The organism is Allorhizobium sp. Av2, assembly GCF_021462805.2.
In the GTDB taxonomy this organism is placed as follows: Bacteria; Pseudomonadota; Alphaproteobacteria; order Rhizobiales; family Rhizobiaceae; genus Allorhizobium; species Allorhizobium vitis_G.
The window spans coordinates 1061337-1085409 of record NZ_CP192697.1; the positions used below are offsets into that span (position 1 = coordinate 1061337).

The 24073-nt window shown below is 58.2% G+C and carries 21 protein-coding genes; 11 read left to right on the forward strand and 10 right to left on the reverse strand.

Translation table 11 applies throughout. The annotated features are described in order from the left end of the window. Window positions 1–8: 8 nt before the first annotated feature. The 7 genes from tssF to tssA form a co-directional block, all read right to left on the reverse strand. Window positions 9–1790, reverse strand: a complete 1782-nt coding sequence (tssF, locus tag FS819_RS22510; protein ID WP_156549456.1) for a type VI secretion system baseplate subunit TssF — start codon at window positions 1788–1790, stop codon at window positions 9–11. Continuing rightward, complete coding sequence (gene tssE, locus FS819_RS22515) at window positions 1783–2292, reverse strand: type VI secretion system baseplate subunit TssE (RefSeq protein WP_156549458.1); 510 nt, start codon at window positions 2290–2292, stop codon at window positions 1783–1785. Before tssE ends, tssF begins: the two co-directional genes overlap by 8 nt. Continuing rightward, on the reverse strand, window positions 2285–3112 hold the full coding sequence (locus FS819_RS22520; protein ID WP_156549460.1) for a type VI secretion system accessory protein TagJ: 828 nt from the start codon (window positions 3110–3112) through the stop codon (window positions 2285–2287). Before FS819_RS22520 ends, tssE begins: the two co-directional genes overlap by 8 nt. Continuing rightward, a complete protein-coding gene (gene tssC / locus FS819_RS22525) occupies window positions 3109–4494 on the reverse strand; it encodes a type VI secretion system contractile sheath large subunit (RefSeq protein ID WP_234624618.1) in 1386 nt (461 codons plus the stop codon). Before tssC (FS819_RS22525) ends, FS819_RS22520 begins: the two co-directional genes overlap by 4 nt. A gap of 84 nt (window positions 4495–4578) precedes the next feature. Further along, window positions 4579–6060, reverse strand: coding sequence for a type VI secretion system contractile sheath large subunit (gene tssC / locus FS819_RS22530; protein ID WP_012654304.1), 1482 nt, complete (start codon window positions 6058–6060; stop codon window positions 4579–4581). A 72-nt stretch (window positions 6061–6132) separates the two neighbouring features. Then, complete coding sequence (tssB, locus tag FS819_RS22535; RefSeq protein ID WP_060716153.1) at window positions 6133–6648, reverse strand: type VI secretion system contractile sheath small subunit; 516 nt, start codon at window positions 6646–6648, stop codon at window positions 6133–6135. A gap of 75 nt (window positions 6649–6723) precedes the next feature. Further along, window positions 6724–7800, reverse strand: coding sequence for a type VI secretion system protein TssA (tssA, locus tag FS819_RS22540; protein WP_156549464.1), 1077 nt, complete (start codon window positions 7798–7800; stop codon window positions 6724–6726). A 219-nt stretch (window positions 7801–8019) separates the two neighbouring features. Here tssA and tssH point away from each other — a divergent pair, with 219 nt between their 5' ends. The 5 genes from tssH (at window position 8020) to secD (ending at window position 15442) form a co-directional block, all read left to right on the forward strand. Continuing rightward, complete coding sequence (gene tssH, locus FS819_RS22545) at window positions 8020–10731, forward strand: type VI secretion system ATPase TssH (protein WP_156549466.1); 2712 nt, start codon at window positions 8020–8022, stop codon at window positions 10729–10731. A gap of 62 nt (window positions 10732–10793) precedes the next feature. Next, on the forward strand, window positions 10794–11270 hold the full coding sequence (locus FS819_RS22550) for an Hcp family type VI secretion system effector (protein WP_012654308.1): 477 nt from the start codon (window positions 10794–10796) through the stop codon (window positions 11268–11270). A 177-nt stretch (window positions 11271–11447) separates the two neighbouring features. Next, entirely contained in the window at window positions 11448–11954 is a 507-nt protein-coding gene (locus FS819_RS22555) for a hypothetical protein (RefSeq protein WP_156549468.1), read from the forward strand. Window positions 11955–12338: 384 nt separating this feature from the next. Beyond that, window positions 12339–12752: a hypothetical protein gene (locus FS819_RS22560; RefSeq protein ID WP_156549470.1), complete on the forward strand. Its 414-nt coding sequence runs from the start codon at window positions 12339–12341 to the stop codon at window positions 12750–12752. A 170-nt stretch (window positions 12753–12922) separates the two neighbouring features. Further along, entirely contained in the window at window positions 12923–15442 is a 2520-nt protein-coding gene (secD, locus tag FS819_RS22565; RefSeq protein WP_156549472.1) for a protein translocase subunit SecD, read from the forward strand. A gap of 46 nt (window positions 15443–15488) precedes the next feature. On the opposite strand, the gene FS819_RS22570 is transcribed toward secD, so the two are convergent. From FS819_RS22570 to sfnG, 3 genes are all read right to left on the reverse strand, one after another. Next, window positions 15489–16943 (reverse strand): FAD/NAD(P)-binding protein, encoded by a 1455-nt coding sequence (locus FS819_RS22570; RefSeq protein WP_156549474.1) that lies wholly within the window; start codon window positions 16941–16943, stop codon window positions 15489–15491. Window positions 16944–17019: 76 nt separating this feature from the next. After that, entirely contained in the window at window positions 17020–18258 is a 1239-nt protein-coding gene (locus FS819_RS22575) for an SfnB family sulfur acquisition oxidoreductase (RefSeq protein ID WP_156549476.1), read from the reverse strand. A 43-nt stretch (window positions 18259–18301) separates the two neighbouring features. Next, window positions 18302–19411: a dimethylsulfone monooxygenase SfnG gene (gene sfnG / locus FS819_RS22580; RefSeq protein ID WP_156549478.1), complete on the reverse strand. Its 1110-nt coding sequence runs from the start codon at window positions 19409–19411 to the stop codon at window positions 18302–18304. A 290-nt stretch (window positions 19412–19701) separates the two neighbouring features. Between sfnG and FS819_RS22585 the strand changes: the two genes are divergently transcribed. Genes FS819_RS22585 through arsK form a run of 6 tightly spaced genes read left to right on the forward strand, consistent with a single transcriptional unit; the run spans window position 19702 to window position 24063 of the window. After that, window positions 19702–20043: an ArsR/SmtB family transcription factor gene (locus FS819_RS22585; protein WP_156549480.1), complete on the forward strand. Its 342-nt coding sequence runs from the start codon at window positions 19702–19704 to the stop codon at window positions 20041–20043. 9 nt (window positions 20044–20052) lie between these two features. Then, complete coding sequence (locus FS819_RS22590) at window positions 20053–20589, forward strand: arsenate reductase ArsC (protein WP_156533535.1); 537 nt, start codon at window positions 20053–20055, stop codon at window positions 20587–20589. 13 nt (window positions 20590–20602) lie between these two features. After that, entirely contained in the window at window positions 20603–21691 is a 1089-nt protein-coding gene (gene arsB, locus FS819_RS22595) for an ACR3 family arsenite efflux transporter (RefSeq protein WP_156549482.1), read from the forward strand. Window positions 21692–21693: 2 nt separating this feature from the next. Further along, on the forward strand, window positions 21694–22116 hold the full coding sequence (gene arsC, locus FS819_RS22600; protein WP_070148456.1) for an arsenate reductase (glutaredoxin): 423 nt from the start codon (window positions 21694–21696) through the stop codon (window positions 22114–22116). Then, window positions 22109–22816 carry an arsenical resistance protein ArsH gene (arsH, locus tag FS819_RS22605; protein WP_156549484.1) on the forward strand — a complete coding sequence of 236 codons (708 nt, stop codon included), beginning with the start codon at window positions 22109–22111 and terminating at the stop codon, window positions 22814–22816. Before arsC ends, arsH begins: the two co-directional genes overlap by 8 nt. Continuing rightward, window positions 22813–24063 (forward strand): arsenite efflux MFS transporter ArsK, encoded by a 1251-nt coding sequence (arsK, locus tag FS819_RS22610; RefSeq protein ID WP_234624619.1) that lies wholly within the window; start codon window positions 22813–22815, stop codon window positions 24061–24063. The genes arsH and arsK overlap by 4 nt, the downstream gene beginning before the upstream one ends. Window positions 24064–24073 lie beyond the last annotated feature (10 nt).

Below are 24073 nucleotides of genomic sequence, written 5' to 3' on the forward strand. Positions count from 1 at the left end.
CGCCACCCCTACAGCAAAGGCCGCTCGGCGGCCCGGGCGGGCCAGCGGACAATTGGCTCGGACTGGCCGCGCATGGTCAGGGTCAGCCGGGTGAAACTGTTGACCGAGGTATAGAGCCCGCAGAAATGATCAATGATGCTGCCGAAGATGAAGGCGGCTGCCCGGTCGATCATAGCCGGGTCAAATTCGATAGTGACATCGGTGCCTGGCACCATGGCGGGGCCAAGCCGGGCGAGCGCATGCTTGGCCTCGACACGGCTGATGGCTTCGACAAGCTGTCGCGTTTCCGGCGCATCGCGCAGGGCATAGAGCGACAGAATATCCTTCAGTGCCGAACCATCATTGTCGAACAGTGACAGATGGTTGAGCAGAAGATGGGAGACCAGCCGCCATTGGCGCGCCAGTTTTTCATGGATACGAATGGCGGGCGTCGGCGGTAAAAGCGCCTTGATCTCGGCTACGCTTTCGCTGCGCTTGACCAATTGAAGGTGTGGATGGCCACCGCCGAAAGGCAATTGGCTGGCCAGGTCTCTGTTCAGGCATAGGGTCTCGACGCTGGCCGTCAGTCCGGTCGGCTCAAGCGGGCCGCGATTGCGATCAACGAAGGCGATCTGGGTGTCCGATGATCCGTCATCCTCATCGAACCGGCGAACCGCCTGCCAGAACACACTGCTATTGGCGCCACGCTGGCTGCTTCCGAAAAACGGCCGGGCATCCTGTTCTTCGCCGGAAGGCGCCGAAAGCCGGACCTGTTCGACCATATAGATTTCCCGGGTGGTTTGTCGGCGGCTGTCGGGCAGCAGCGAATATTCCGTGCGGCTGCCATCCAGGGTCAGCGGTTCCGAGCTTTGCCGGAATAGATTGATGACCGGGGTGGCATTGAGGGCGATGTCGCTGGCGGAAATCATCCGCTCCAGTCGGGCGTCGCTGGTGTCCAGATAGATGTAAAGCTCGACATCATCGCCCTGCCAGCGATCCATGCCGGATACTTCCAGGAACAGAAATTTTTGCGGCAACGTGAAAAACTCGGTCAACAGCCGGTATCCGGCAAAACTGCCCGGTGCCGTGGGCAGCATCGCCTGCTCCGGCGCAAACCCCAGCGGGCGCAGATTTTCCGCTGGCAAAAAGACCGCATTGCGATCCTCCGAATGGCGCGCGAGTGCCATGCCGATGCAGTGATTGGCCAAAAGCTCGAACAGGGCGGCAGCCTGCGCCCATGCGGACGCAATGAAAAAAGTAAGTCGCTTGACGCCAAGCCCGGCCATGCTGTCCTGCTTGGGTGCGGTGGAGCGCAGGGACAGCCGCAACACGCCTGCCGCGCCTGCAAAGGGTGCCGCCGGCGCATCGAGCGGCAAGCCGGTCAGGCTGGCTGTGCTGACCGTCATCGGGACAATTTCTACATCCTGAGTTGTGCGAAACTGGCAGGGATCTCCGCCGACCGGTTCGGTGACGATGTCGGTATGGCGTGGCAGCAATTGCATGCCGGCCAGCATTGCGCCTGGCGCAAATTGCACGATGCTCATCGGCGGCACCGGTGCCAGATAATGCGGGTAGAGGGTTTCCAGCAGGCTGTCGGTCAGTTCCGGAAATTCATCGTCCAGTTTCTGGCGAACGCGGGCTGCGGAATAGGCGAAACTCTGGATAATCCGCTCCACATGCGGATCGTCGGCCACGTCACCCGACAGACGCAACCGCCCGGCAATTTTCGGGAAGGCGCGGGCGAATTTTTCCGCGCGCCTGCGCAGCGCGAACAATTCGTCATTATAGCGTTCCAGAAAGGTTTCAGCCATTCGACGCCTCGATGCGGAAAGCCTGGGTGGAGGGGTCAATGCGGGATTCGAAACTGACCGGCGGCATCCCGTCATAAAGACGGAACGCACCGTTGATGCGCATCCGCAGAGCGCGGTCGCCCTCTGTATTGCCTTTGAGGATCGTGACCTTGACGTCGGCGAGGCGGGTCTCAAACAGCGCAATGCGCCGTTCCACCAGTCTTGCCAGCCGAAGTTTGGATTCGTCGGTGGAAAGATTGGCCGAAAGAATACCATCGACGCCATAGGCGACCAGCGCGTCCTGCAATTCGCCAAGGCCATCCGGCGGCGCTTGCGGGCAGCGGCGGGTGTTCAACAGCGCTTCAAGGTCGCGACGGATCACTTCGCGCATCTCGCGCACCTGTTCGCTGACACTGGTTTGCGGATCGCTGTCCATGTCCGGCGTATCGTCCAGCAGCCGGTCCAGGACGGATCGGTTCAATACCCGTTCAGAGGCGCGAAACCGCTGTAGTGGATCAACCATGAGCAGCCTGCCTTTCGCCGGTCGCATCCGATTGCAAGCTTTCAAGATCGTGGAAAGACACCAGTTCGTCGCCCGCCAGCAGGCACCGCTGGCCAAGACCGGTGACGATCCCATCCACCGCATCCACCCACTCGGTCTGATGGCCGAGTTGCAGGGCAGGGCTGGAATCGGTGCCGTAATAAATGGCGGGGAGAAGCACGCTCGCCTCGGCGCCGCTTTCCAGGGTCAGTTCCGCCGGGCGGAAGGCTGTGTCCCGGGGGCGGCGGATCGGTTGCGGGGTAACCGCAGCGATCCTTGAGAAATCGACCCAGAGATAGGCGCCGCCGGTGGTCAGCACTTCAAGCGCATGAGGGATACGGTCGTCGAGATCACGAATATCGGCAACGGCGGCGCCGTTCCACAGCATCGGTACAGTGCCCCGGCTCTCTTCCAGTTCGGCAAGCAGGGCCACGGCCTCCCTTGCCGCTCCTTCCTTCAGGGCCAGGTTGAGCTTTAGCGCAATCTGGTCGCTGGCGGTTGGGCCGCCGGGAAAATCCGGTAGGGCACCTGTTTCAAACCAGGCTTTGCGGGCTGCCATCCCACGGATCTGCTGGCGCAGCATGGAAAAGCCGACGGCATCCTGCGGCTGGAAGCGGACGGCCAGTTCGCATTGGCTATCGGCCTTTTCATAATCGCCAGCCAGAATCAGCAGGTCGATATAGAGATGGCGCAGGTCATGATCGCTGGCCGCCGTTTTTAATTCGGTTTTGACGGCATCCATGGCCTGGGCAAGATCTGCATCATCGAGCAGGCTGGCAATGCGGCGGGAGGCGGTACTCATGCAACTATCCTTTTCGGTTCCGTCTGCCCGGCGCTAGCGCCCATCGCGGCAGCGCCCGAGGTTTCGGCGACGAGATGAAAACTGGTGGAGATATCATCGAGCTGGAAATGCGGCTGCAATCTGACCGTGCAGGAAAAGGCGCCGGGTTTTCCAGGAATTTCCGTGACGTGTATGCCTGCTGAACGCAGCGGATAACGGCTTCTGAGTGTCACATCCGCATCGTCATTGCCAAGCGTGTAGCCCGACAGCCAGTCTTCCAGCCGCCGCTGAATGACATTGGCGGTGCTGAGCTGGCCAATATTGTCGCGCATAATCACCTTCAGGTAATGCGAGAAGCGTGATGCGCAGAGCACATATTGCAGCATGGCCGCCAGCCGGGCATTTTGCCGGGCGGTTTCGCTGGAATAGTGGCCGGGGGCGTGCAGCGACTGGTTGGCGTTGAAAATGGCGGATGATGAAAGATAGGTCGTGGCAACGGGGACGATGCCGAGATCGGATAGCTGCAATTCCTGGGAGCGGGTCAGTTTGACCTCGACGGGCGGCTGGGCAGACAGGCCCTCGCTTTCCACACCGATATCAAGGCCCGGCAATTGCCAGGACGCCAGCATGCCGCCATCGATCTCGTCCTGGGTGACGCCGCGCATGTCGGCAAACCAGCCGGAATCGATAAAGGTGCGCAGGATAATCGCTGCAAACGCGAAAGCACTGTTTCCCCAGAGCAATGTCTCTCCGCTTTCCCCGATATGTTCACGAAACGGAAAACCGTCATTGCGTTTGCGCCAGAATGGTTTGTGCGGCGGGCGCATCAGCACGCGCGGGGCAACCAGGCCCAGGAACCGGGTATCGTCACTGCCGCGCAAGCTGTTCCAGCGCAGCCGCGTCTTGTCCTGTTGCAACCAGGAGAAATCGGAAACCCGGTTCAGTTCGCGGAAAGTTTCAAGCCCGATGGCCTGCGGCGATGCACCGGCTATGAAAGGACAAAAGGCTGCTGCTGCTACCGTTGAAAGGCGCGCAAGTGTACTGACGGTATCGGCGCCGTCGATGGTGGCGGGAGAGAGGTCATAATCGCCGACCAGAAGCCCGAACGGTTCGCCGCCCGGCATGCCGAATTCGCGGTTATAGACCAGTTCGAACAGGTGGCTCTGGTCGAAATCAGTGGCGCGTTCCATGCTGCGCGCCAATTCTTTCCAGCTGGCGCTGATCAGCTTGATTTTCACCTCGGCGCTGCGCCCGGCCTCGCGGACCAGCAAGTCAAGGCCAAGCCACCGCGCTTCCATCGCCTGGAAGTCGGGATGATGTAGAATTGCATTCACCTGCCGGTTCAAAACCGCGTCGATTTCCGCGATCAACCGATCCGCCAGCATCCGTGACGATGTCCTCACTATACCCCCCGGTGGACGTGCATGCCTGATGACGTTGACGATAGAGGTCTGCGCGAAACTCCCGCGCAGACCTTTGCTGATGGATCAGTTTTTCGATGGAATACGGGCAACCATGCGCAGCGAAGTCGTCAGCTCTTCCATCTGCAACCATGGACGCAGCCAGGCGACCGCATTGTAGGAGCCCGGTTTGCCGGGGATTTCCTGCACCGTCACCTTGGCATCACGCAGCGGATATTTTGCGCGGGAATCTTCGCCTGCATCGTCATTGGCATTGACGTAATTGGAGATCCAGCGATTGAGCCAGACCTCGCAATCATCTGCTTCCATGAAGGAGCCGATCTTGTCGCGGCCCATGACCTTCAGATAATGGGCGAACCGTGAGGTCGCCATCATATAGGGCAGGCGGGCGGACACGGCGGCATTGGCCGTCGCCTCGGGCTTGTCATAGAGTTTTGGCTTATGGGCGGTTTGCGCGCCGAAGAACACGGCGTAATCGGTGTTCTTGTAGTGGCAGAGTGGCAGGAAGCCCAGCTTGCCAAGTTCGGCGTCGCGCCGGTCGGTAATGCCGACTTCGGTCGGGCATTTCAGGTCGAGATCGCCATCATCGCTGGAAAATACATGCATGGGCAGGTTTTCCACCTTGCCGCCGTTTTCTGCGCCACGGATCGCGGTGCACCAGCCGTTCTTCGCAAAGGCTTCGGTGAGGCGCGTTCCCATCACATAGGCGGCATTCATCCAGCAATAGCTGTCGTGATGCAGCTCGCCGCTTGCCTCGCCCAAGGTCTCGTCAAAACCGAACTCGTCGATCTGGCTGGTTTTCGGGCTGTAGGGCATGCGCGCCAGCACTCGCGGAAGGGCCAGCGTGACGAAACGCGAATCATCGCTTTCGCGGAAGCTGCGCCATTTGGCATATTCCACCGTCTCGAAGATCTTTTCGAGATCGCGGGGCCGCGACAATTCCCGGAAATCGTCAAAGCCGAACATGCGCGGGCTTGCTGCCGAGACAAACGGAGCGAAGGCAGCGGCGGCAATCGAGGAGACGCCCTGAAGCAATTGCACGTCTTCGAAGGAATTATCGAATTCGTAATCGCCGACCACAGCACCCATCGGTTCACCGCCGGGTGTGCCGAATTCGTCTTCGTAAATCGACTTGAACAGCCGCGACTGGTCAAATTCAACCGCTTTGGCCAGGTCTTTCGACAATTCGCGCTTGGAGGCGTTCAGCACCCGGATTTTCAGGTTGACGCTGGTTTCAGAATTCTTGACCAGATAGTTCAACCCCCGCCAACTGCCTTCCAGCTTGGTAAATTCCGGCGATTGCATGATGGCGGCGAGCTGGGTGGAGATCACCTTGTCCAGCTCAGCAATGGCATTGTTCAAGGTGACCGTCAGGTTGCGGTCGTATTTGACCGTACCTTTCAGCGCCTGATCCGTCAGGGTGCTCAAAAGGTTGCGGGCGCGATCCGGCTCCGTCTGACGGGTGGCGGCCACGACCTTCGACAACAACCCCTGTTCTTCGGTGGCGGCGGTCGGTTCATTCGGCTTCAAAACGCTTTCAGCGCTCATCTCTTCAATCCTTTCAAAGCGGCGTCACACAAGGGCCGCCAGTCAAAGAGTTTTGGGTTGGACCGGCTGGTGTCAGCTCTGGCCGTTGCTGTCGGGCCGGTCTTTCAGCTCGGCGACGAGCTTTGAAAGATCACCACGGTTTTGCAGAATGTCTTCGAGAAGCCGTTCAAGATCTTCGGAACGGTCCGCCTTGCTGAGCAGGTCGCGCAATTCATTGCGGGCATCCAGAAGCGCTTTCAGCGCCGGAACCTGCTGCACCACCGATCCCGGCAGGAAATCGTCCATGCTTTCAAACTTCAGATTGACGCCGATGTCGGTGCCATCATTGTCGATGGTATTCTTCACCTGGATATTCAGGCCCGGCGTCATGCGGCGCATCACATCGTCGAAATTGTCCCGGTCGATCTGGACGAATTTCCGCTCGTTGAACGGCTTCAGCGGCTGGGTCGGGTTGCCCGAGAAATCGCCGAGCACACCCACCACGAAGGGCAGTTCCTTGACCACCATAGCACCTTCGGTTTCCACCTCGTATTTGATGTGGACCCTGGGCTTGCGAACCCGCTCGAGCTTTTCATGCACACTTGCCATCACTGACCCTCCTTGCGTGCCCCCTGGGCATCGAAAAAACTGCAGGCGGAATGCCGAAGCCTCCGCCGATATGTGTTAGTTTCCGCTCTCCTTGGCCGGTTTGATGCCGGCGGCGATGAGAATGGCATTTCTGGTCTGTGCTTCCGGCAGCAACTCCGTCAGCAATTCGGAAAAATCCATGCGTCCGCGCCGCACCAGGGTTTCGATCGAAAGCGAAATCGGCGAATGCGGTTCCGTGCGGCGGAAATAGCGGGCGACATTCATCAGGAGATCGAAGGCATCTTCACGCGAAGCAATGCCTTCAGGACCCTCGGCTGGACGGGCGGCGGGCTGAACTACGCCAGCCGCAGCACTTTGTTGGGTCGTCTGTCCATCTTCACCAGAAGGGGTGCCATTCTGATTGGCAGGCAAAGTCGCGTCGTCGCGTCCGCCAAGACTGCGAATCGCTGCAATGATTTCCTCGAGCACATTGCGGATATTGGATGCAGGCGGCGCAAACTGTCCGTAGCGCTGGGTGACGAGCGCATTGAAGCTATTGAAGGCAGCGAGGCATGTATTGACCTCGGCCAGATGAGCGGAGAGCGCAGCTATTCCTGCCTCGGCTGCGGCCTGATGCAGACTATCGCGCAAACCCGTTTCATCGCTGCGCTGGGCCAGTTGATAATCCCAAAGCGTGAATTCCCCGAATTTTCCAAACGGCAAAAGCGAAGACAGGCGCAAGGGCTGAATCAATGTTCCCTCGGCGCCAAAACCGTTTAATCCGGCAAAAGGCGCCAGCTTTTCCTCGATATCCTCATCATCGATCGAATGAAGTTCGTCGCTATGTCGTTCTATAAGCGACGCTGTCGCTTCATAGACTTCACTCAGGCCGGGAAAGCCTTCAAGTCGCAAACGGGATTCTGCAAGCCAAGCCAATACTTCGAGATCTTTGCTGACGGAAGAAGTAATTTGCAATCCAAGATTGCTCACAAGGTTCCAGCTTTGGGAAACTTTGATAACCTCTCCCGGTGTTGTAGATCTTTCTTCCGTCCTTGCTTGGTTTCTTGCGTCCTTAATTCTATAGTATACCTCACGATAATTGGCATCCATGCGAATATTTATTCCGCAAGGTCCATTTTCTACTAATGCTGTAGCCAATTCATTGTCGATCAACGATAGACTAGCCCCGTTTTGAATTAACTAATATATGCTACTTGTTAATGTGGGGCGCAGTTATATTTTTGTCAACCTGAGGTCATTTGTTTGATGCCGGAGATGATGCCTGGCTTTGCATATCTTAAAAAATTTATCTGACGCTCTGGACAGGGTGGGGTAATCGCCTTAGTTGTTCATTCCAACGAAGGTAAGGTCGTTGCTGGGGAGGCTTTTTGCATGTCGCATATTGACCTCAATCGATTGATTGAATCGCTTGAGCCTAATTTGCGTGTCGCGCTTGAGACGGCTGCATCCACAGCAGCCGGGCGCGGACACGGACAAGTTGATATTGCTCATCTGCTTGCCGCAGTCATGGACGCGGCGTCATTTCAACCGGTGTTGGAACAATTGGGCTTGCCCATTGCAGCGCTTCGCCGCGAAGTGGGCGATGCACTCGATGACACTGTCGTATCCGGGTCTGGTCAGCTCGCTTTGTCCCAGAATATCCTGACCCTAGGTCGGGAAGCATGGATTTGCGCTTCGCTCCAGTCTGGACGACGCGCCATTACGCTTGCCGATATATTTGCGGCCATGGACGATGAGCCATCGCTTCGAGCCTTGACCCGTGGTCGCTTCCCGACGCTGCGAATGCTGGATCGAACGGCGCTAGAAACTCTTTTGCAGGCGGATGTTGTAGCCGAGACGCCAAAATCGTCGCTGTCTCCGGCCTCCGCCCGGGAAGACGAGTTCCTGCGGCTTTACACTCATGATCTTACCGAGGACGCGCGGGCGGGACGGCTTGATCCGGTCGTCGGCCGTGATGGCGAGCTTCGCCAGATGATCGACATCTTGTTGCGCAGGCGACAGAATAACCCGATCCTGGTCGGTGAAGCGGGCGTTGGCAAGACAGCGGTGGCCGAAGCACTGGCGCTGGAGATTGCTGCCGGACGCGTGCCGGAAAAATTGCAATCCGTACGGTTGCTGATGCTCGATCTGACGTTGTTGCAGGCGGGCGCTGGCGTGAAGGGCGAGTTCGAACGGCGGTTAACCGGCGTTATCGAAGCGGTGAAGCGCTCGCCGGAACCTATCATCCTGTTTATCGATGAAGCGCATGGCCTGATCGGTGCCGGTGGGGCAAGCGGGCAGGGCGATGCTGCCAATATCCTCAAGCCCGCGTTGGCGCGTGGCGAAGTGCGCACCATCGCTGCCACGACCTGGAGCGAGTACAAGAAGTATTTCGAAAAAGACGCAGCACTGACGCGCCGCTTCCAACCCGTGCATGTGCGTGAGCCGGGCGAGGAAACCGCAATCCGTATGCTACGCGGCATTGCGGAGACCTTCATGGTCCATCATGGGGTGAAGATCCGTGATGAGGCTATCGTTGCTGCCGTGCAACTTTCTGCGAGATTCCTGCCCGCTCGCCAATTGCCTGACAAAGCGGTCAGCCTGATCGATACCGCCGCTGCCACGGTTTCGCTGGCGCGCCAGACAGTGCCGGAACAATTACTGCTTCTTAAAAGCGAGCTGTCCCATCTCACGGTTGAGACCGACTGGCTTGCCCGTGAGCCTGATGATACGGATGTGCTGGAGCGCCGCCAGGCGGTTATCGTTGAAATGGAGCGTCTGACGAGGGAAATCGATAGCCTTCAAGCGCGCTATGACGCTGAAATTGCAGCGCTTGCAGTCAGTGATGAAGCGGCAGCGGTAGGCGGTGATGCGACGGCGTCCAAGGATGTTCCTGACGTCAACGTCACACCATTGATCACCCCCCTGCGCACTCGCGGACTTGCCCGCCGGGCAGCGTCCCTAGCGCCGACCTCCGCTGGCGAGGAAAAGCTCATACCGCATGAGGTTGATCGCAATGTCGTGGCCGCCGTCCTGGCGCGTTGGACCGGCATTCCTCTCGGCAAATTGCTGGCCGATCAGATCGAAAGCGCAAAGAGCCTCGACATGAGGTTGAAGGAAAAGGTGATTGGCCAGGATGCCGCGCTGGAACGGATCGGCGACGCCATGCGCGCGGCGCGCGCCGGGCTTTCCGATCCGCGGCGCCCGCCTGCCGTGTTCATGCTGGTCGGCATGTCGGGAACCGGTAAAACCGAAACGGCGCTGACCCTGGCTGACCTGATGTATGGTGGCAGCCAGCATCTGACGACGATTAATATGTCGGAGTTCAAGGAAGAGCACAAAGTATCGATGCTGCTTGGCGCGCCTCCGGGCTATGTCGGCTATGGCGAAGGCGGTGTGCTGACCGAAGCCGTGCGGCGTCGGCCCTACGGTGTGTTGCTGCTCGACGAAATCGACAAGGCGCATCCCGGCGTTCAGGACATTTTTTATCAAGTCTTCGACAAGGGAATGTTGCGCGACGGCGAAGGCCGCGATGTCGACTTCCGCAATACCACGATTTTCATGACGGCCAATACCGGCTCTGAATTGCTGGCCTCCTTGGCCCTTGATCCAGACACCATGCCCGAAGGCGAGGCTTTGGAAGCACTGCTGATGCCGGAACTGCAAAAGCAGTTCAAGCCGGCGTTCCTCGGGCGCACGTTGCTGTTGCCGTTCATGCCGCTGGGCAAGGATGCCCTGTCGCGGATCGTCGATATCCAGATCGACCGTATTCGGGAACGGATTTCTTCGGCCTATGGAACAGATCTTGTTCTGTCCGAGAAGGCCCGCGATGCGCTGGTCGGACGCGCCGTTGCAAGTGAGATCGGAGCTCGCGCCATCGAAATCATGATTGGCCGGGATCTGCTGCCGCCGCTTTCCAGTTTCTTCCTGGATATGGTCGGGTCGGGCGAAAAGGTTGCCGAAGCTCAGGTGACTCATGACGAAAATGGGTTCGGCGTTCGCGCCGGGGCCGCTGGGGGAAACGAGGAATTCGTCGATGCCTCGGGTGCATCGGTGGATAAGGATGCCGCGTCGGAAGGGGTATCCAGACGCATGCGGCAGTGAGTGAAAGGTGAACCATACCTCGCCGTGAACGAGGTGATTTCAATTTATATAGGAGAATTTATATGCCGATTTATCTGAAGGTCGATGGTATCCAGGGTGATGCGACGCACGAAGAGCACCGCAACTGGATGGACATTGAGGCTATTCACTGGAATGTCAGCCGCGCCATGAACACCACGGCTGGTTCTACCGCCAATCGTGAAGCCTCTGAACCCGCAATTTCCGAAGTCATCCTGACCAAGGTCAGCGATTCCTCTTCCACGAAATTGTTCCAGGAAGCCTGCGCTGGCCGCACCGGCAAGCAAGCGGTGATCCACATGGTCACCACCGGCAATCCCGGCAATACCTATATCGAATACACGCTCACCAACACGCTGATCGCCAATTATTCCGTCGATTCCAGTGGTGATCGTCCGGTCGAAACCATCAAGCTGAACTTCACCAAGATCGAAGTGAAGTATACGCCTTACGACGACCAGAACAACCCGAAGTCGCCGATGATCGCATCTTACGATCTGTCGACCACAAAGGCTGCGTAATCCGCCTTTCTCTTGCCGCGGCACCGCCTTCGGGCGGTGCCGTATTTGTTGTGATGCCGATATTTCGGATGCGTGCGTTCGAGCGAATGTTCCCTGATAGCGTCTTCAAGGTGAGGGTGCGTGAGCAACTTCGGCCTTCGGTATCAAGCACGTCTATCGTGATCCAAGGAGAAGGCTATGCCTGATTTCGATGTTTCTTCATCACGTTTGAAGATGAAGCCGTTCAACAGCAATGATGTATCCGAGCCCATGAGCCGTATGGGACGAGGTCCGTCACTGGATTATATTACCTATGCACCCGGCCCACGCGAGGTTGCATCTCGCAACGCCGTTGGAGGGGCCGCGGCGTCTGCGCTCCGCATGGGATCTGAGGCTCTGAACAGCTATGCATTGACCCATTGGGCAAAGAAGTGGCTGGAAAACAACGAGACCAAAATCCTTGCAAAACTGATGGAAACCGGCGATGGCGCCTTTGTCGTTCAAGTGAACTACATGGAATCGGACGCCAATGAGACCCGGACCTATCTCAGCCGCGATATTTACCTGCTGGGTACCGTGCCAAAGGCTTCTGATGCCGGTCGGATACTGACGGCGGACCTGATGTATGGTCCGAAGATCGACGCGCAACGCCCCAATAATTCGATCAAGTTCCGCTATGCCTACCTGGTGGGCGAGCGCCTCTGACGGATTGGATTTTCTCACTCTGTTTGCACCGTATGCTTTCGTAGGCGACGTTTTGTCTCCTGCCCATCATTCTGGCCAGCCGTTTGGGGACGACCAGTTTCCAACGGCACTGGTGATGGTATGCGTCAATCGCTTGTTCGAGATACCTCGTCGGTACGTGCTACGTGAACGGCATAAGGATTGGCGAATGCTCCTCGCTCTTAGAAAGTGGAGCGATTATGAGCAGTACGGAGAACAAGCATTCGTCTGTTTTCCGCACCCCTGTCCTCTGTGTAGTGCTTAATCACAAAGTCGAGCGCGCATCGCGGTGAACTGTCGTTTAACCCCGCTCCGATCCAAACTCCTCAGGGTCGACAGCGTCCTGCTGCTCTGGTAATCACAGCCATGGCAATTAACCAAAATATGGTGTCGGGGGACGAGGAACAGACTTTTTCAAAAGGTCTGAAGCCCGGCGTTCTCATTGCGATTATTGCTCTTGCGGTTGCCTATCTCGGGTTCTTCTTTGCATCGCCTTTGCCAGCGTCGCCAGGCACGCATGGGGCGGCGCTTTTGCATGCGCCACAGCAGACCCAGCATCTGGCTGCAAGGGAAAATGGCAGCCGCGCCGTTGCGCTTGCTTCGCGGCACGATCCACGGGTTCCTGTCCCGCCACCTTTGGCTGTGTTAAGCTCGGGAGCTGAGCATTTCCTGTTTGTCGGGCGGTCTTCTGCCCAGCTTGTCGCAGGTTCTTCGCTGTTTGTTTCCGGGCGCATTTCTCGCGCCAACCTTGCAAGGGCCCCACCATCCTTGTCTGCCTGATCCCGTTTTTTGATCAACGCGCGACCGCGCGCCGACCGTCTGTCGTGACATGCCTGTGACCAGGATTATGCCGCAGACATCCAGCGTTTCATGAAAGCCCATCGCCTCTTCGTGGTGACTGGCTTGTGAATCCACCTCGGCAGCAGCGGCGCAGGTATGGATACTGTTCTATGAAAACCTCTCCCTGGCTTGTGGCCACCTATGTGGTCATCATTGCCTTTGGCATTCTAACGGCACTGCCGAATATTCTCTCGACAAACACTCTCAATAGCTTTCCCTCCTGGTTCCCGAAGGACAAGGTCGCACTTGGCCTTGACCTGCGCGGCGGCTCTCATCTCGTGCTTGAGGTTGATAGCGCCGATCTGGTGCAGGAAAGACTGCAAAGCCTGATCCAGGATTCGCGCCGTGCGCTACGCGACGATGGCGTTGATGCCGCGACAGTGCGCAAGAGCGGCTCTTCGCTGGTCGTGACCCTTCAATCGGCAGAGCAAAGAGCCGCAGCTTTGACTGCCTTGGGTAAGCTTGCCCATCCGGTCGGCCTGACGGGCGCGCCCGATCTGGCGTTTACGGGCGAGGGCACCACCATATCCGTAACGCTCGCCGAGGCCGGAATTACCGACCGGGCCAATGCCGGGGTGGAGCAGAGCCTGGAAATCATTCGCCAACGTATCGACCAGGTCGGCGTTGCCGAGCCAACGATCCAGCGCATCGGCGGCGATCGTATTCTTGTACAGCTTCCCGGCACGCAGGACCCGGCGCGCATTCGCGAACTTCTTGGCTCCACCGCCAAGATGAGCTTTCACATGCTGTCGGAAAGTGCCACGGATGGTACAGCCGTACCGCGCGGCGTCACCATGCTGAAGGATGATGAGGGCCGCGCCTATCCGGTTGATGACCGGGTGGAACTGGCAGGCGACCGTCTGACCGATGCCCGCGTCGGCTTCGATCCGAACACCAATGAGCCGCTGGTCAGTTTCCGCTTCGATACGGCGGGTGCGGCGCGTTTTGCCGAAATCACCCGTGCCAATGTCGGCAAGCCCTTTGCGATTGTGCTGGATGACAAGGTTTTGTCTGCCCCTGTCATCCGTGAGCCGATCACAGGCGGTTCCGGCCAGATTTCCGGGAATTTCACGGTGGAAAGCGCAACGGACCTTGCGGCATTGCTGCGCGCTGGGGCGTTGCCCGTCAAGCTCACGGTCATTGAAGAGAGGACGGTTGGCGCTGACCTGGGCGCGGACGCGATTAAGATGGGCGTCTATACAGGCTTGATCGGTTTTGCCCTGGTCGTCGGATTTATGATCGTGCTCTATGGCGGTTGGGGGATTATTGCCAATCTGGCCCTCGGTCTCAATGTCATCCTGACCTTCGCCTGCCTGTCGCTGATCGGCGCGACGCTGACCCTGCCGGGTATCGCGGGCATCGTGCTTGGTATTGGCCTTGCGGTTGACGCCAACGTGCTGATTAACGAGCGAATTCGGGAGGAAACCCGCAAGGGGCGTGGCGCCATGGCGGCGCTGGATGCGGGTTTCCGTCGGGCCTATTCTACCATTATCGATAGTAACGTCACGGCGCTGATCGCCACGCTGCTGCTGTTTTGGTTCGGCTCCGGCCCGGTTCGCGGTTTTGCCATCACCATGGGTCTGGGCATTGCCATATCGATGTTTACAGCAGTTTCGGTGGTGCGTGTCGTCATGCTCGCCATTGTCCGGCGCTACAAGCTGAAGCGTCTCGATATCAAGCCGCTGCTTCCTGTCCAGCTCATCCCCGACGGAACGCGCATTCGTTTTATGAAGGCGCGTTTCATTGGTATCGGCATTTCTGCCTTCCTTTCGATTGCCTCTCTCATTCTGTTCGTCACACCGGGCTTGAACTATGGCGTCGATTTTCGCGGTGGTATCCAACTTGAAGTGGTGACCCAGGACCGCGCCGATCTCGCGGCCTTCCGCTCTGGCTTGGATGGGCTCGGGCTGGGCGATGTCACCCTTCAGGAATTCGGCGATGTCCGCCATCTCTTGGTTCGCGTCGAGCGTCAGCCAGGTGGTGAAGAGGCGCAGACCACGGCGGTCGAACGGTTGAGAGCCGAGGTAAAGGTCATTGATGCAACGGCCTCGGTGGTGCGCACCGAAGTGGTCGGCCCGAAGGTGTCGGGCGAACTGGCAATGGCCGGTATTCTTTCGGTTGTCCTCGCCAGCCTGGCAATGCTCGCCTATATCTGGGCGCGGTTCGAGTGGCCTTTCGCTGTTGGCGCTATCGCCACGCTCGTTCTCGATGTTACCAAAACGATTGGCTTTTTCGCGCTTACCGGGCTTGATTTCAACCTGACGGCCATCGCGGCGCTGCTGACCCTGGTCGGTTACTCCGTCAACGACAAGGTCGTGGTCTATGACCGGATGCGGGAGAATATGCGGCTTTACAAGACGATGCCGTTGCGCGAACTGATCGATCTGTCGATCAATGAAACGCTGGCCCGCAGCCTTTACACATCGGCCACCGCGTTTCTGTCACTGCTTCCCATGGCCATTTGGGGCGGTAGCGCGGTTGAGAGCTTTGCCGTTCCGATGATTTTCGGCATTGCCATTGCGGCATCATCGTCGGTGTTTATTGCCGCGCCGATCCTGCTGTTCCTCGGCGATTGGCGTCGCAAGCGGGCGGCAGCTCCGGAAAAGCCAGCCGGTTCCGTCGAGGCTTGATCAACAGATCCCGGCTGCCGTCCACGGACGGCAGCCGGGCTATCGTTTATGCTGCGTCTTCGGCGGTTACTGGCGCATCGCGATGGGTTTCCTCAAGCCGCGCATATAGATGATCGGCGATGTCGCGGGCATGGTGCGCGACCTGGGGCAGACCCATCAATTCGCCAAATGTCCCACGGGCAAGCGGCCCGGCGACCAGTAGGCCCGGCGTTACCGCTCCATTTTGGTCGAGAAGGCGCGATTGACGATCGCAATGTAGCCCAAGACCGGTTGGGTCGAGGCCAATCAAGCCCTTAAGGGCAAGGTTGCGGAGATAGGGTTGGTTATCGATGATGGCGCCATGCGCTGGACCGGTGGCAATGACCACGGCGTCCACAAGCCGCGACACCTTTTCGGTGCTGCGCGCCAGACGGAGCGAAACTCGGATTTTCGAGCCATCATAGGTGGCTGTTTGTACCGAAGCTGCTAGTATCTCCATCTGGCCCCGGGTGATCGCCTGGTTGATGGCCCCTTCAACTTGCGGGGCGATGCGGAACCGATGCACATCCCAAAACGGGCGCAGGTGGCGCACCAGGCGCCGCCTGTCATCAAGCGGCAGGGCAGCCCAGATCTCCTGCGCCTGGGCGCGAACCGCGTCCAGCACAGCATGCCAACTGATGCCTTCCGCTGCGGCATGGTTGATCTGTTCACGGATGCGGCGGGTCAGCTGCCGGATTGACCGGCTGGGCGGGTCGATGAAGTCTCCGTAGGGCTCCTGCATCGTTCCGGCATGGCCCCTGGAGCGTAGGCCGCGTCTTGAAATGCCGGTGATCGGCCCGTGATGGCTTCGCGCCAGCAAGGACGCTGCGATATCGGCACCCGTCAGGCCATTGCCGACGATAAGAACGGCATCGTCCGGGCGAATGGCGTTGAGCGCATCCGGTACGGTCGCATCGGGAATGAAACGCGGGTGTCCTTCCAGAATGGCGGCAAGCGCCTTTGGTGGCCTGGGGGAGGGGTGGCTGGTGGCAATCACCACATCATCTGCTTCCAGTGTTGCTCCATCCGCTTGCGTTACGCGCCAGCCTCGCGTGGTTTGGTCCAGCGCAACGACATCGGATCTGACATGGTCGATCCGGCCATCGGCCAGATAAGGTGCCAGCTTTGAGGCGATATAGGCACCGAAATCGCGACGGCGCGGAAATATCCTGCCATCCTCCAAAGCCGCTTGCCTGTCGTCCTTATCCAGACGTTGCTTGCCGACCCAATCGAGGAAGTCGAGAGGCTCGTCCGGGTCGAGGCTCATCCGGTCTGCCGGGACATTGATGCGATGAGCCGGATCAGCCGTATCATAGGCAAGGCCGCCGCCAAGTCTGGCGCGCGGCTCAAATATGACAATGCGAACACTGCCGGGCTGTGTCCTGCGCGCCAGGTTCCAGGCGACAGCTGCCCCGGTAAAGCCGCCACCAATGATGGCGATTGTTGGTGGCTTTTTTACCTGAGGCATTTTAGCGGGAGGCATGAGGTTTCTCCACGAGATTTCATCGGCATTAGGCTACTGCATCGCGCAGAAAACCGGAAACGGCCCGATGCTTTTATCAACTCCAGGCATGCAGCGGCGGCTTCTCGCCATTCAGGTAATATTTGCCGAGAATGGAATATTTCCAGCGCACCGGGTCATGCAGCGTATGGGTTCGGGCATTACGCCAATGGCGGTCCAGATTGTGCTCGGCCAAAGTCGATCTCGTGCCTGCGAGCTCGAACAATTTATTGGTCGCTTCAATAGCAATCTCGGTGGATAGAATTTTCGCTTCAGCGGTGATGATTTGTGCCTGGGCCACAGTGTCGGCATTGGGGTCGGCAACAGCAACATCAATGGCTCTGCCAGCTTTTTCAAGCAATGCCTGGGCCGCATGCAGGCGGAGCGACAGGCTGCCAACCGCCTGGATCGTATAGGGGTCGTCGTTGGCACGCTCCAAGCCAGAATCCACCCAGGGGCGAGATTTGGTGCGGACGAAATCGATGGTTTCAACAATCGCCGCCTGGGCGATGCCGGTATCGACGGCAACCTGGATGATCTGGAAAATTGCGCCGTCTGCGGTCGGCACTTCATAGCCCTTGTAGCCTGGAACCAGCCAGGCCTTGTCCACTTTGACATTCTCCAGAATGACCGTGCCTGAAAGCGTGGTGCGCTGGCCGAAACTGGACCAGTCGTCGATAACAGTCAGGCCGGGTGCATCGCGGTCGGCGATAGCGTACCAGGCGCGGCCTTCCTCATCGAGGGCGACGATTGGCACCTTATGGGCGAGCAGCGCGCCGGAGGAGTAGAATTTCTTGCCGTTGACGATGACATGATCGCCGTGATCGCTAAATTTCGTTTCGAAATCGGCGGCGCGTTTCGAGCCGAATTCCGAAAAGGCATTGCCCAGTCGCAAGCCTTTCAGCACTTCTCCGAAGAGCAATTGCTGCTGGGCTTTGTCGGACACTGTGCGAATTGCTGCCACGACGCCCAGATGGTTTTGCGCCACCTGTCCAATGGAGGAATCGGCCTGCGAAATGATTTCAATGACTTTGGCCAGCGTCGCATAGGAAAGCTCGGGGCCACCGAATTCCTTTGGCACATTGATCGACCAGAGGCCGCTCTGGGAAAAAGCGTCGAGTTCCGCAACCGGCCAAATTCTGTCCCGGTCCCGGATTGCCGCATCCTTGGCGAAATCTGCTGCGAGGCGATGGGCGATCTCGATGGCTTCCGCATCGCTTCTGATCACATGTGCGGGCTCAAGGGGACGCGGGATGGCAGGTATTCCAACTGTTTCCGGCTTGGCAATGATATTCATGAAAATCTCCCTGGGTTAACGGGCAACTGTGTGTGGTGATCGGTTATTCGGCAGCTTGCAGTGCGCTGTCTTCCCGCGCTTCCAGTTCGCGCACCAACGGAATGACCTTTTTGCCGAAGAACTCCACCTCTTCCTGGAAATGCAGGAAGCCCATCAGGATCAGGTCCGCACCGGCGCGCTTATGCTCGATGATCCGTTCTGCGACCTGTTGCGGCGTGCCGATCAGGTTGGATTTGAAGCCATCGTTATATTGAACCAGGTCCTGGAAGGTGGATTTTGCCCAATTGCCTTCGCGCTCCGGCGAGGCGTTGCCTGCATTCTGAACTTCATGCTTGAAACCGTTGACGGCATCGGGAATGGCCTTGTCGATGATTTCCTTCAGGGTGTCCTGCGCTTCCTGCTCTGTGTCACGGACAATGCCGAAGGCATTCATGCCAATCCTGGTGCGCCATGTCTTACCGAACAGCTTTTCCTTGGCGCGGATGTCATCGACCTGGGCTTGCAGGCCTTCCGGCGTATTGCCATTGGTGAAATACCAATCCGATACGCGGGCCGCCATGTCGCGTGCAGCGCGGGAGGAGCCGCCCTGGAAGACTTGTGGAACGCCGCCTTCCGGCTTCGGTTTCATAGAGTAATCGTTGAAGCGATAGAAATCGCCGCGCAGATTATAGGTATCCTCGGTCCAGATGCCGCGAATGGCCCGGATGAATTCTTCTGAGCGCCGGTACCGTTCGTCATGGTCCAGCCACGGTTCGCCAATCGACGTAAATTCACCCCGGAACCAGCCAGAGACGATATTCACATCGACGCGCCCGTTGGTGAGGTGGCTGATTGTGGCGATCTGCTTGGCAAGCAGGGCCGGGTGCCAGGGGCCGGGAAGGACGGCGGCGATGACCCGCAGCTTTTCCGTCGCCGCCAGTAGGGCATGGCTGAAGGACACGGATTCGTGCTGGTTGTCGGCACCGTAACCGGCGGTGAAGCGGATTTGGCTGAGGGCGTAATCGAAGCCGCTCTGCTCGGCAATCTGCGCCAGCTTGCGGTTATACTCTATCCCCCAATGGGTCCGTTGTTCGATGGAACTGATGACCAATCCGCCGGAGACATTGGGAACCCAATAGGCGAATTTCAGCGGCTCTCTTTTCGGGTGTGGCATATCCGTCTCCTCCATTGGGTTTCAAAAACAACCTGCAGCACTGCATGCGGTCTCGGCGGCTGCATTGCGTAATATCTATAAACGATAGAAATAGTAGATAATAAATCAAAGGTCATAAGCGCTGTCTGGTCGCGGCCAGTTGGAATAATTTGCTCAAAAACACCGATGTATGAGACAGGTCTTGCCGCTTCAGTGCCTTACAATGCAGCCGTGCGGCCGCCGCTTTTTCTCTCTTGCATTTATTGGGAATCTTGAATAGATAAATTCAACTATTCAAGGAATATTGAAATATGGATCAAAAACAGGCTCTCTCCGCCTTTGCTGCTCTTTCTCAGGAAACCCGGCTGCTGATCGTCCGTATGCTTGTTGTGGCTGGGCCAGATGGCATGGCGGCCGGTGCGCTGGCCGAAAAGATCGAGGTGTCTCCCTCCAATATCTCCTTCCATCTCAAGGAGCTTGAGCATTCTGGATTGATTGGCGCGCAACGGCAGTCACGGTCGATTATTTATACCGCCAATTATGCCGCCCTTGGCGGACTTGTCCGGTTTCTGATGGAGGATTGCTGCTCAGGACATCCTGACATCTGCGTGCCCTCGATTGAACTTGCCGCCTGCTGTACTGTCAACGATTAAGGACCTGCCATGCCGACCGACCAAGTTTATAATGTGCTTTTTCTTTGCACTGGCAACTCTGCCCGCTCGATCCTTGCTGAATCCATACTCAATGCCGAAGGTGGCGGGCGCTTTCGCGCTTTTTCTGCCGGTAGTTATCCAAAAGGGGAGGTTCACCCATGGGCGTTGAAGACACTGGAGGCGCTTGGCTATCCCGCCACGGGGTTTAGCTCGAAAAGCTGGGGCGTGTTTGCTGAGGCGGATGCGCCGCAAATGGACTTCATCTTCACCGTTTGCGATGCCGCCGCTGGCGAATCCTGCCCGGTCTGGCCGGGGCATCCAATGACGGCTCATTGGGGTGTCGAAGATCCAGCCGCTGCCACCGGCTCCGACGTGGAAATCGGTCGCGCCTTTTCGCTGGCGGCGCGCTATTTGAAAAACCGGATCACGCTATTTATCAACCTGCCAATCGCCTCAATCGAAAAATTGGCGCTGCAAACCCAGTTGCGCCAGATCGGTACCGTCGAGGGCGCTACGCCTGGCCCGGTTGTGGCTACCAAGACATAGCCGGAGAAACATCATGTCCACATTCGAACGTTATCTGACGGTTTGGGTTTTCCTGTGTATTATCATTGGTATCGTCCTCGGACATGCCATGCCCGGTGTGTTTCAGGTTATCGGGGCCGCCGAAATCGCCAAGGTCAATATCCCGGTCGCGGTGCTGATCTGGCTGATGATCATCCCGATGTTGATCAAGATCGATTTCGCAGCGCTTGGGCAGGTCGGCCGCCATTGGCGCGGCATCGGCGTCACGCTGTTCATCAATTGGGCGGTCAAGCCCTTCTCCATGGCGCTGCTCGGCTGGCTGTTCATCGGCACACTGTTTCGGCCTCTGCTGCCGGCTGTACAGATCGACTCCTATATTGCCGGATTGATCATCCTGGCCGCCGCGCCCTGCACGGCGATGGTCTTCGTCTGGTCGAACCTGACGAAGGGCGAGCCGCATTTCACTCTTTCCCAGGTCGCATTGAACGATGCGATCATGGTCGTGGCCTTTGCGCCCATCGTCGGCTTGCTGCTTGGCCTGTCGGCCATTACCGTACCTTGGGATACCCTGGTGTTTTCGGTGGTGCTCTACATCATCCTTCCGGTGATCGCGGCGCAGATTTTGCGGCGTAGTCTGACTTCGTCCGGCTCGTCGGCCTCGCTCGACCGACTGTTGAAGGTGCTGCAACCGATGTCGCTTGTGGCATTGCTGGTCACGCTGGTGTTGCTGTTCGGCTTCCAGGGGGAGCAGATCATTGCCCAGCCGACCATCATCGCCCTGTTGGCGGTGCCGATCCTCATCCAGGTCTATTTCAATTCGGGCCTCGCCTACCTGCTCAACCGTATGACCGGCGAGCAACATTGCGTTGCCGGTCCTTCAGCCCTGATCGGCGCGTCGAATTTCTTCGAACTGGCGGTTGCTGCTGCCATCAGCCTGTTCGGTTTCAATTCTGGCGCTGCCCTCGCCACAGTCGTCGGGGTTCTCATTGAAGTGCCGGTCATGCTGTCTGTCGTCTGGATCGTCAATCGCAGCAAGGGCTGGTACGAGCGCGGCCCCGCTGTGCAGGCTGCCAGTCTTTCCAGAGCCGACATTCAGGACGCAAACACTCAAGAAAAGGCCTAGTCATGAACGCCACGATCTATCACAATCCCGAATGCGGCACGTCCCGTAACACCCTGGCAATGATCCGCAATGCGGGCATCGAACCGCAGGTCATCGAGTATCTGACCAATCCGCCAACCCACGCCGAATTGGCCCGGATGATCGCCGATGCCGGTCTCTCCGTGCGCGAAGCGATCCGGGAAAAGGGTACGCCCTATACGCAGCTTGGGTTGGATAATCCTGATCTCACCGACGAGCAATTGCTGGAGGCCATGCTGGAACACCCGATCCTGATCAATCGTCCGTTCGTGATCACCCCGCTTGGGACGCGCCTGGCCCGGCCATCCGAACGGGTCCTGGAGATCCTGCCCGAGACCCATCAGGGCGCGTTCACCAAGGAAGACGGTGAAAAGGTTCTGGACAGTGAGGGCAAGCGCATTGTCTGATTTGCCAGCGGCTGTCGAACAGCATTTGATGCAACCAGACATGGCGGCCTTGAGGCCGCCTGTCTCCACGCACAAGCCTCGAATCCTGATCCTCTATGGTTCTTTGCGGGCGGTGTCTTATAGCCGGTTATTGGCGCAGGAAGCGGGTCGGCTGCTGGAGCATTTCGGGTGCGAGGTGAGGATATTCGATCCTGCGGGTTTGCCACTGCCCGACGCGGAGCCGGTCAGTCATCCGAAGGTCCAGGAATTACGCGCGTTGTCTGCATGGTCGGAAGGCCAGGTCTGGGTCAGCCCGGAACGCCATGGCGCGATGACCGGTATTCTGAAAAGCCAGATCGACTGGATTCCGCTTTCCATCGGTGCCGTGCGTCCGACCCAGGGCAAGACGCTGGCCGTCATGCAGGTTTCGGGCGGATCGCAGTCGTTTAATGCGGTCAATCAGATGCGCATTCTTGGCCGCTGGATGCGGATGATGACCATTCCCAACCAATCCTCCGTTGCTAAGGCATTCCAGGAGTTCGACGCCGACGGACGCATGAAACCCTCCTCTTATTACGACCGCGTCGTTGATGTCTGCGAGGAACTGGTGAAGTTTACGCTCCTGACACGGGATGCATCCGGCTATCTGACCGACCGCTATAGCGAGCGCAAGGAAGCGGCTGAAAAGCTCGACACACTCACGGGCAACACACCATTATGAGCCTGAATAGGAGCAGTCGTGGCCGCTTATCGCTGTCGAACAACCGGAGCGAGATATTTGTGATTATCGCCTTGGGGCTGACGCAAATCATCGGTTACGGCACGCTCTATTATAGTTTCAGTATTCTCGCCCCCGCGATGGGGGTAGATCTTGGCTGGTCGAGCGAATGGATTTTCGCAACTCTTTCCGCTGCTTTGCTGGCAGGCGGATTGGCCGCGCCCTGGGTAGGGCGCGTTATCGATGACCATGGTGCAGGTCGGGTCCTGACGGTGGGATCGCTGATTGCGGCGCTGTCCCTGGTCGCCTGCGCGCTTGCGCCGGGCAAGATTACATTTGTGATAGCGCTGATCGTCGTTGAGATGGCCTCGACCCTGGTGCAATATACGGCGGCTTTTGCCTTTCTTGTCCAGTTTCGGCCGCAGAGTGCGCAACGCAATATAACCTATCTGACCTTGATCGCCGGTTTTGCTTCGACGATTTTCTGGCCACTGACCTCAGCCCTTCATGCCGGTCTCAGTTGGCGGCAAGTCTATCTGGTTTACGCGCTTCTGCATCTTGCCGTCTGCTTGCCGCTTCATCTGTGGTTGGCACGCCGGGTGGGTGAGCGCCATGCGCCAGTTATTGCCCCCAGCACCACGCCACAGCGTATCATGGAAGGCGGCCTGCCCGACAGGTTGCGACCTGTCGCCTTTCTCCTGATGGTGACAGGTTTTGCGCTTGAAAGCTTCGTGAATGCGGCCTTGCTCGTGCATATGGTGCCGCTGTTGACGGCGCTCGGCCTTGGCTCCGCCGCTCTATTGGTCGGAACCCTGTTTGGCCCATCACAGGTTCTCAGCCGCTTCACCAATATGATGTTTGGCCGCGATCTGTCTCAACTGACATTGGCGTTGGTTTCGGCACTACTGATGCCCACGGCGATTGCCGTGCTGTTGTTGACAGCCCCATCCTTTTCAGGCGCATTGATATTTGCGGTCCTGCTCGGCTTGGGCTCCGGCCTCGGCAGCATCGTCCAGGGAACCCTGCCGCTGGCATTGTTTGGCAGCGCCGGTTACGGCAGGCGTCAAGGCCAAGTCACCGCCGTTCGGTTGGTCGTGTCTTCGACGGCCCCTTTCGCTTTCGCGTGGATGATGGAAAAGATGGGTACGGATCTCGCTCTTACGATCAACACCGCCATTGGCGGTGTTGCGGTCATGGCCTTCCTGGCAATTGCGCATTTGAACCAGCGCCAGCGCACAATGCCAACATAGTCTCTCGGGA

Bases quoted from the DNA above. Each gene is read 5' to 3' on its own strand.
- tssF (WP_156549456.1), bottom strand. From the start codon at position 1,790: ATGGCTGAAACCTTTCTGGAACGCTATAATGACGAATTGTTCGCGCTG.
- tssE (WP_156549458.1), bottom strand. From the start codon at position 2,292: ATGGTTGATCCACTACAGCGGTTTCGCGCCTCTGAACGGGTATTGAAC.
- FS819_RS22520 (WP_156549460.1), bottom strand. From the start codon at position 3,112: ATGAGTACCGCCTCCCGCCGCATTGCCAGCCTGCTCGATGATGCAGAT.
- tssC (WP_012654304.1), bottom strand. From the start codon at position 6,060: ATGAGCGCTGAAAGCGTTTTGAAGCCGAATGAACCGACCGCCGCCACC.
- tssB (WP_060716153.1), bottom strand. From the start codon at position 6,648: ATGGCAAGTGTGCATGAAAAGCTCGAGCGGGTTCGCAAGCCCAGGGTC.
- tssH (WP_156549466.1), top strand. From the start codon at position 8,020: ATGTCGCATATTGACCTCAATCGATTGATTGAATCGCTTGAGCCTAAT.
- FS819_RS22550 (WP_012654308.1), top strand. From the start codon at position 10,794: ATGCCGATTTATCTGAAGGTCGATGGTATCCAGGGTGATGCGACGCAC.
- FS819_RS22555 (WP_156549468.1), top strand. From the start codon at position 11,448: ATGCCTGATTTCGATGTTTCTTCATCACGTTTGAAGATGAAGCCGTTC.
- FS819_RS22560 (WP_156549470.1), top strand. From the start codon at position 12,339: ATGGCAATTAACCAAAATATGGTGTCGGGGGACGAGGAACAGACTTTT.
- secD (WP_156549472.1), top strand. From the start codon at position 12,923: ATGAAAACCTCTCCCTGGCTTGTGGCCACCTATGTGGTCATCATTGCC.
- FS819_RS22570 (WP_156549474.1), bottom strand. From the start codon at position 16,943: ATGCCTCCCGCTAAAATGCCTCAGGTAAAAAAGCCACCAACAATCGCC.
- FS819_RS22575 (WP_156549476.1), bottom strand. From the start codon at position 18,258: ATGAATATCATTGCCAAGCCGGAAACAGTTGGAATACCTGCCATCCCG.
- sfnG (WP_156549478.1), bottom strand. From the start codon at position 19,411: ATGCCACACCCGAAAAGAGAGCCGCTGAAATTCGCCTATTGGGTTCCC.
- FS819_RS22585 (WP_156549480.1), top strand. From the start codon at position 19,702: ATGGATCAAAAACAGGCTCTCTCCGCCTTTGCTGCTCTTTCTCAGGAA.
- FS819_RS22590 (WP_156533535.1), top strand. From the start codon at position 20,053: ATGCCGACCGACCAAGTTTATAATGTGCTTTTTCTTTGCACTGGCAAC.
- arsB (WP_156549482.1), top strand. From the start codon at position 20,603: ATGTCCACATTCGAACGTTATCTGACGGTTTGGGTTTTCCTGTGTATT.
- arsC (WP_070148456.1), top strand. From the start codon at position 21,694: ATGAACGCCACGATCTATCACAATCCCGAATGCGGCACGTCCCGTAAC.
- arsK (WP_234624619.1), top strand. From the start codon at position 22,813: ATGAGCCTGAATAGGAGCAGTCGTGGCCGCTTATCGCTGTCGAACAAC.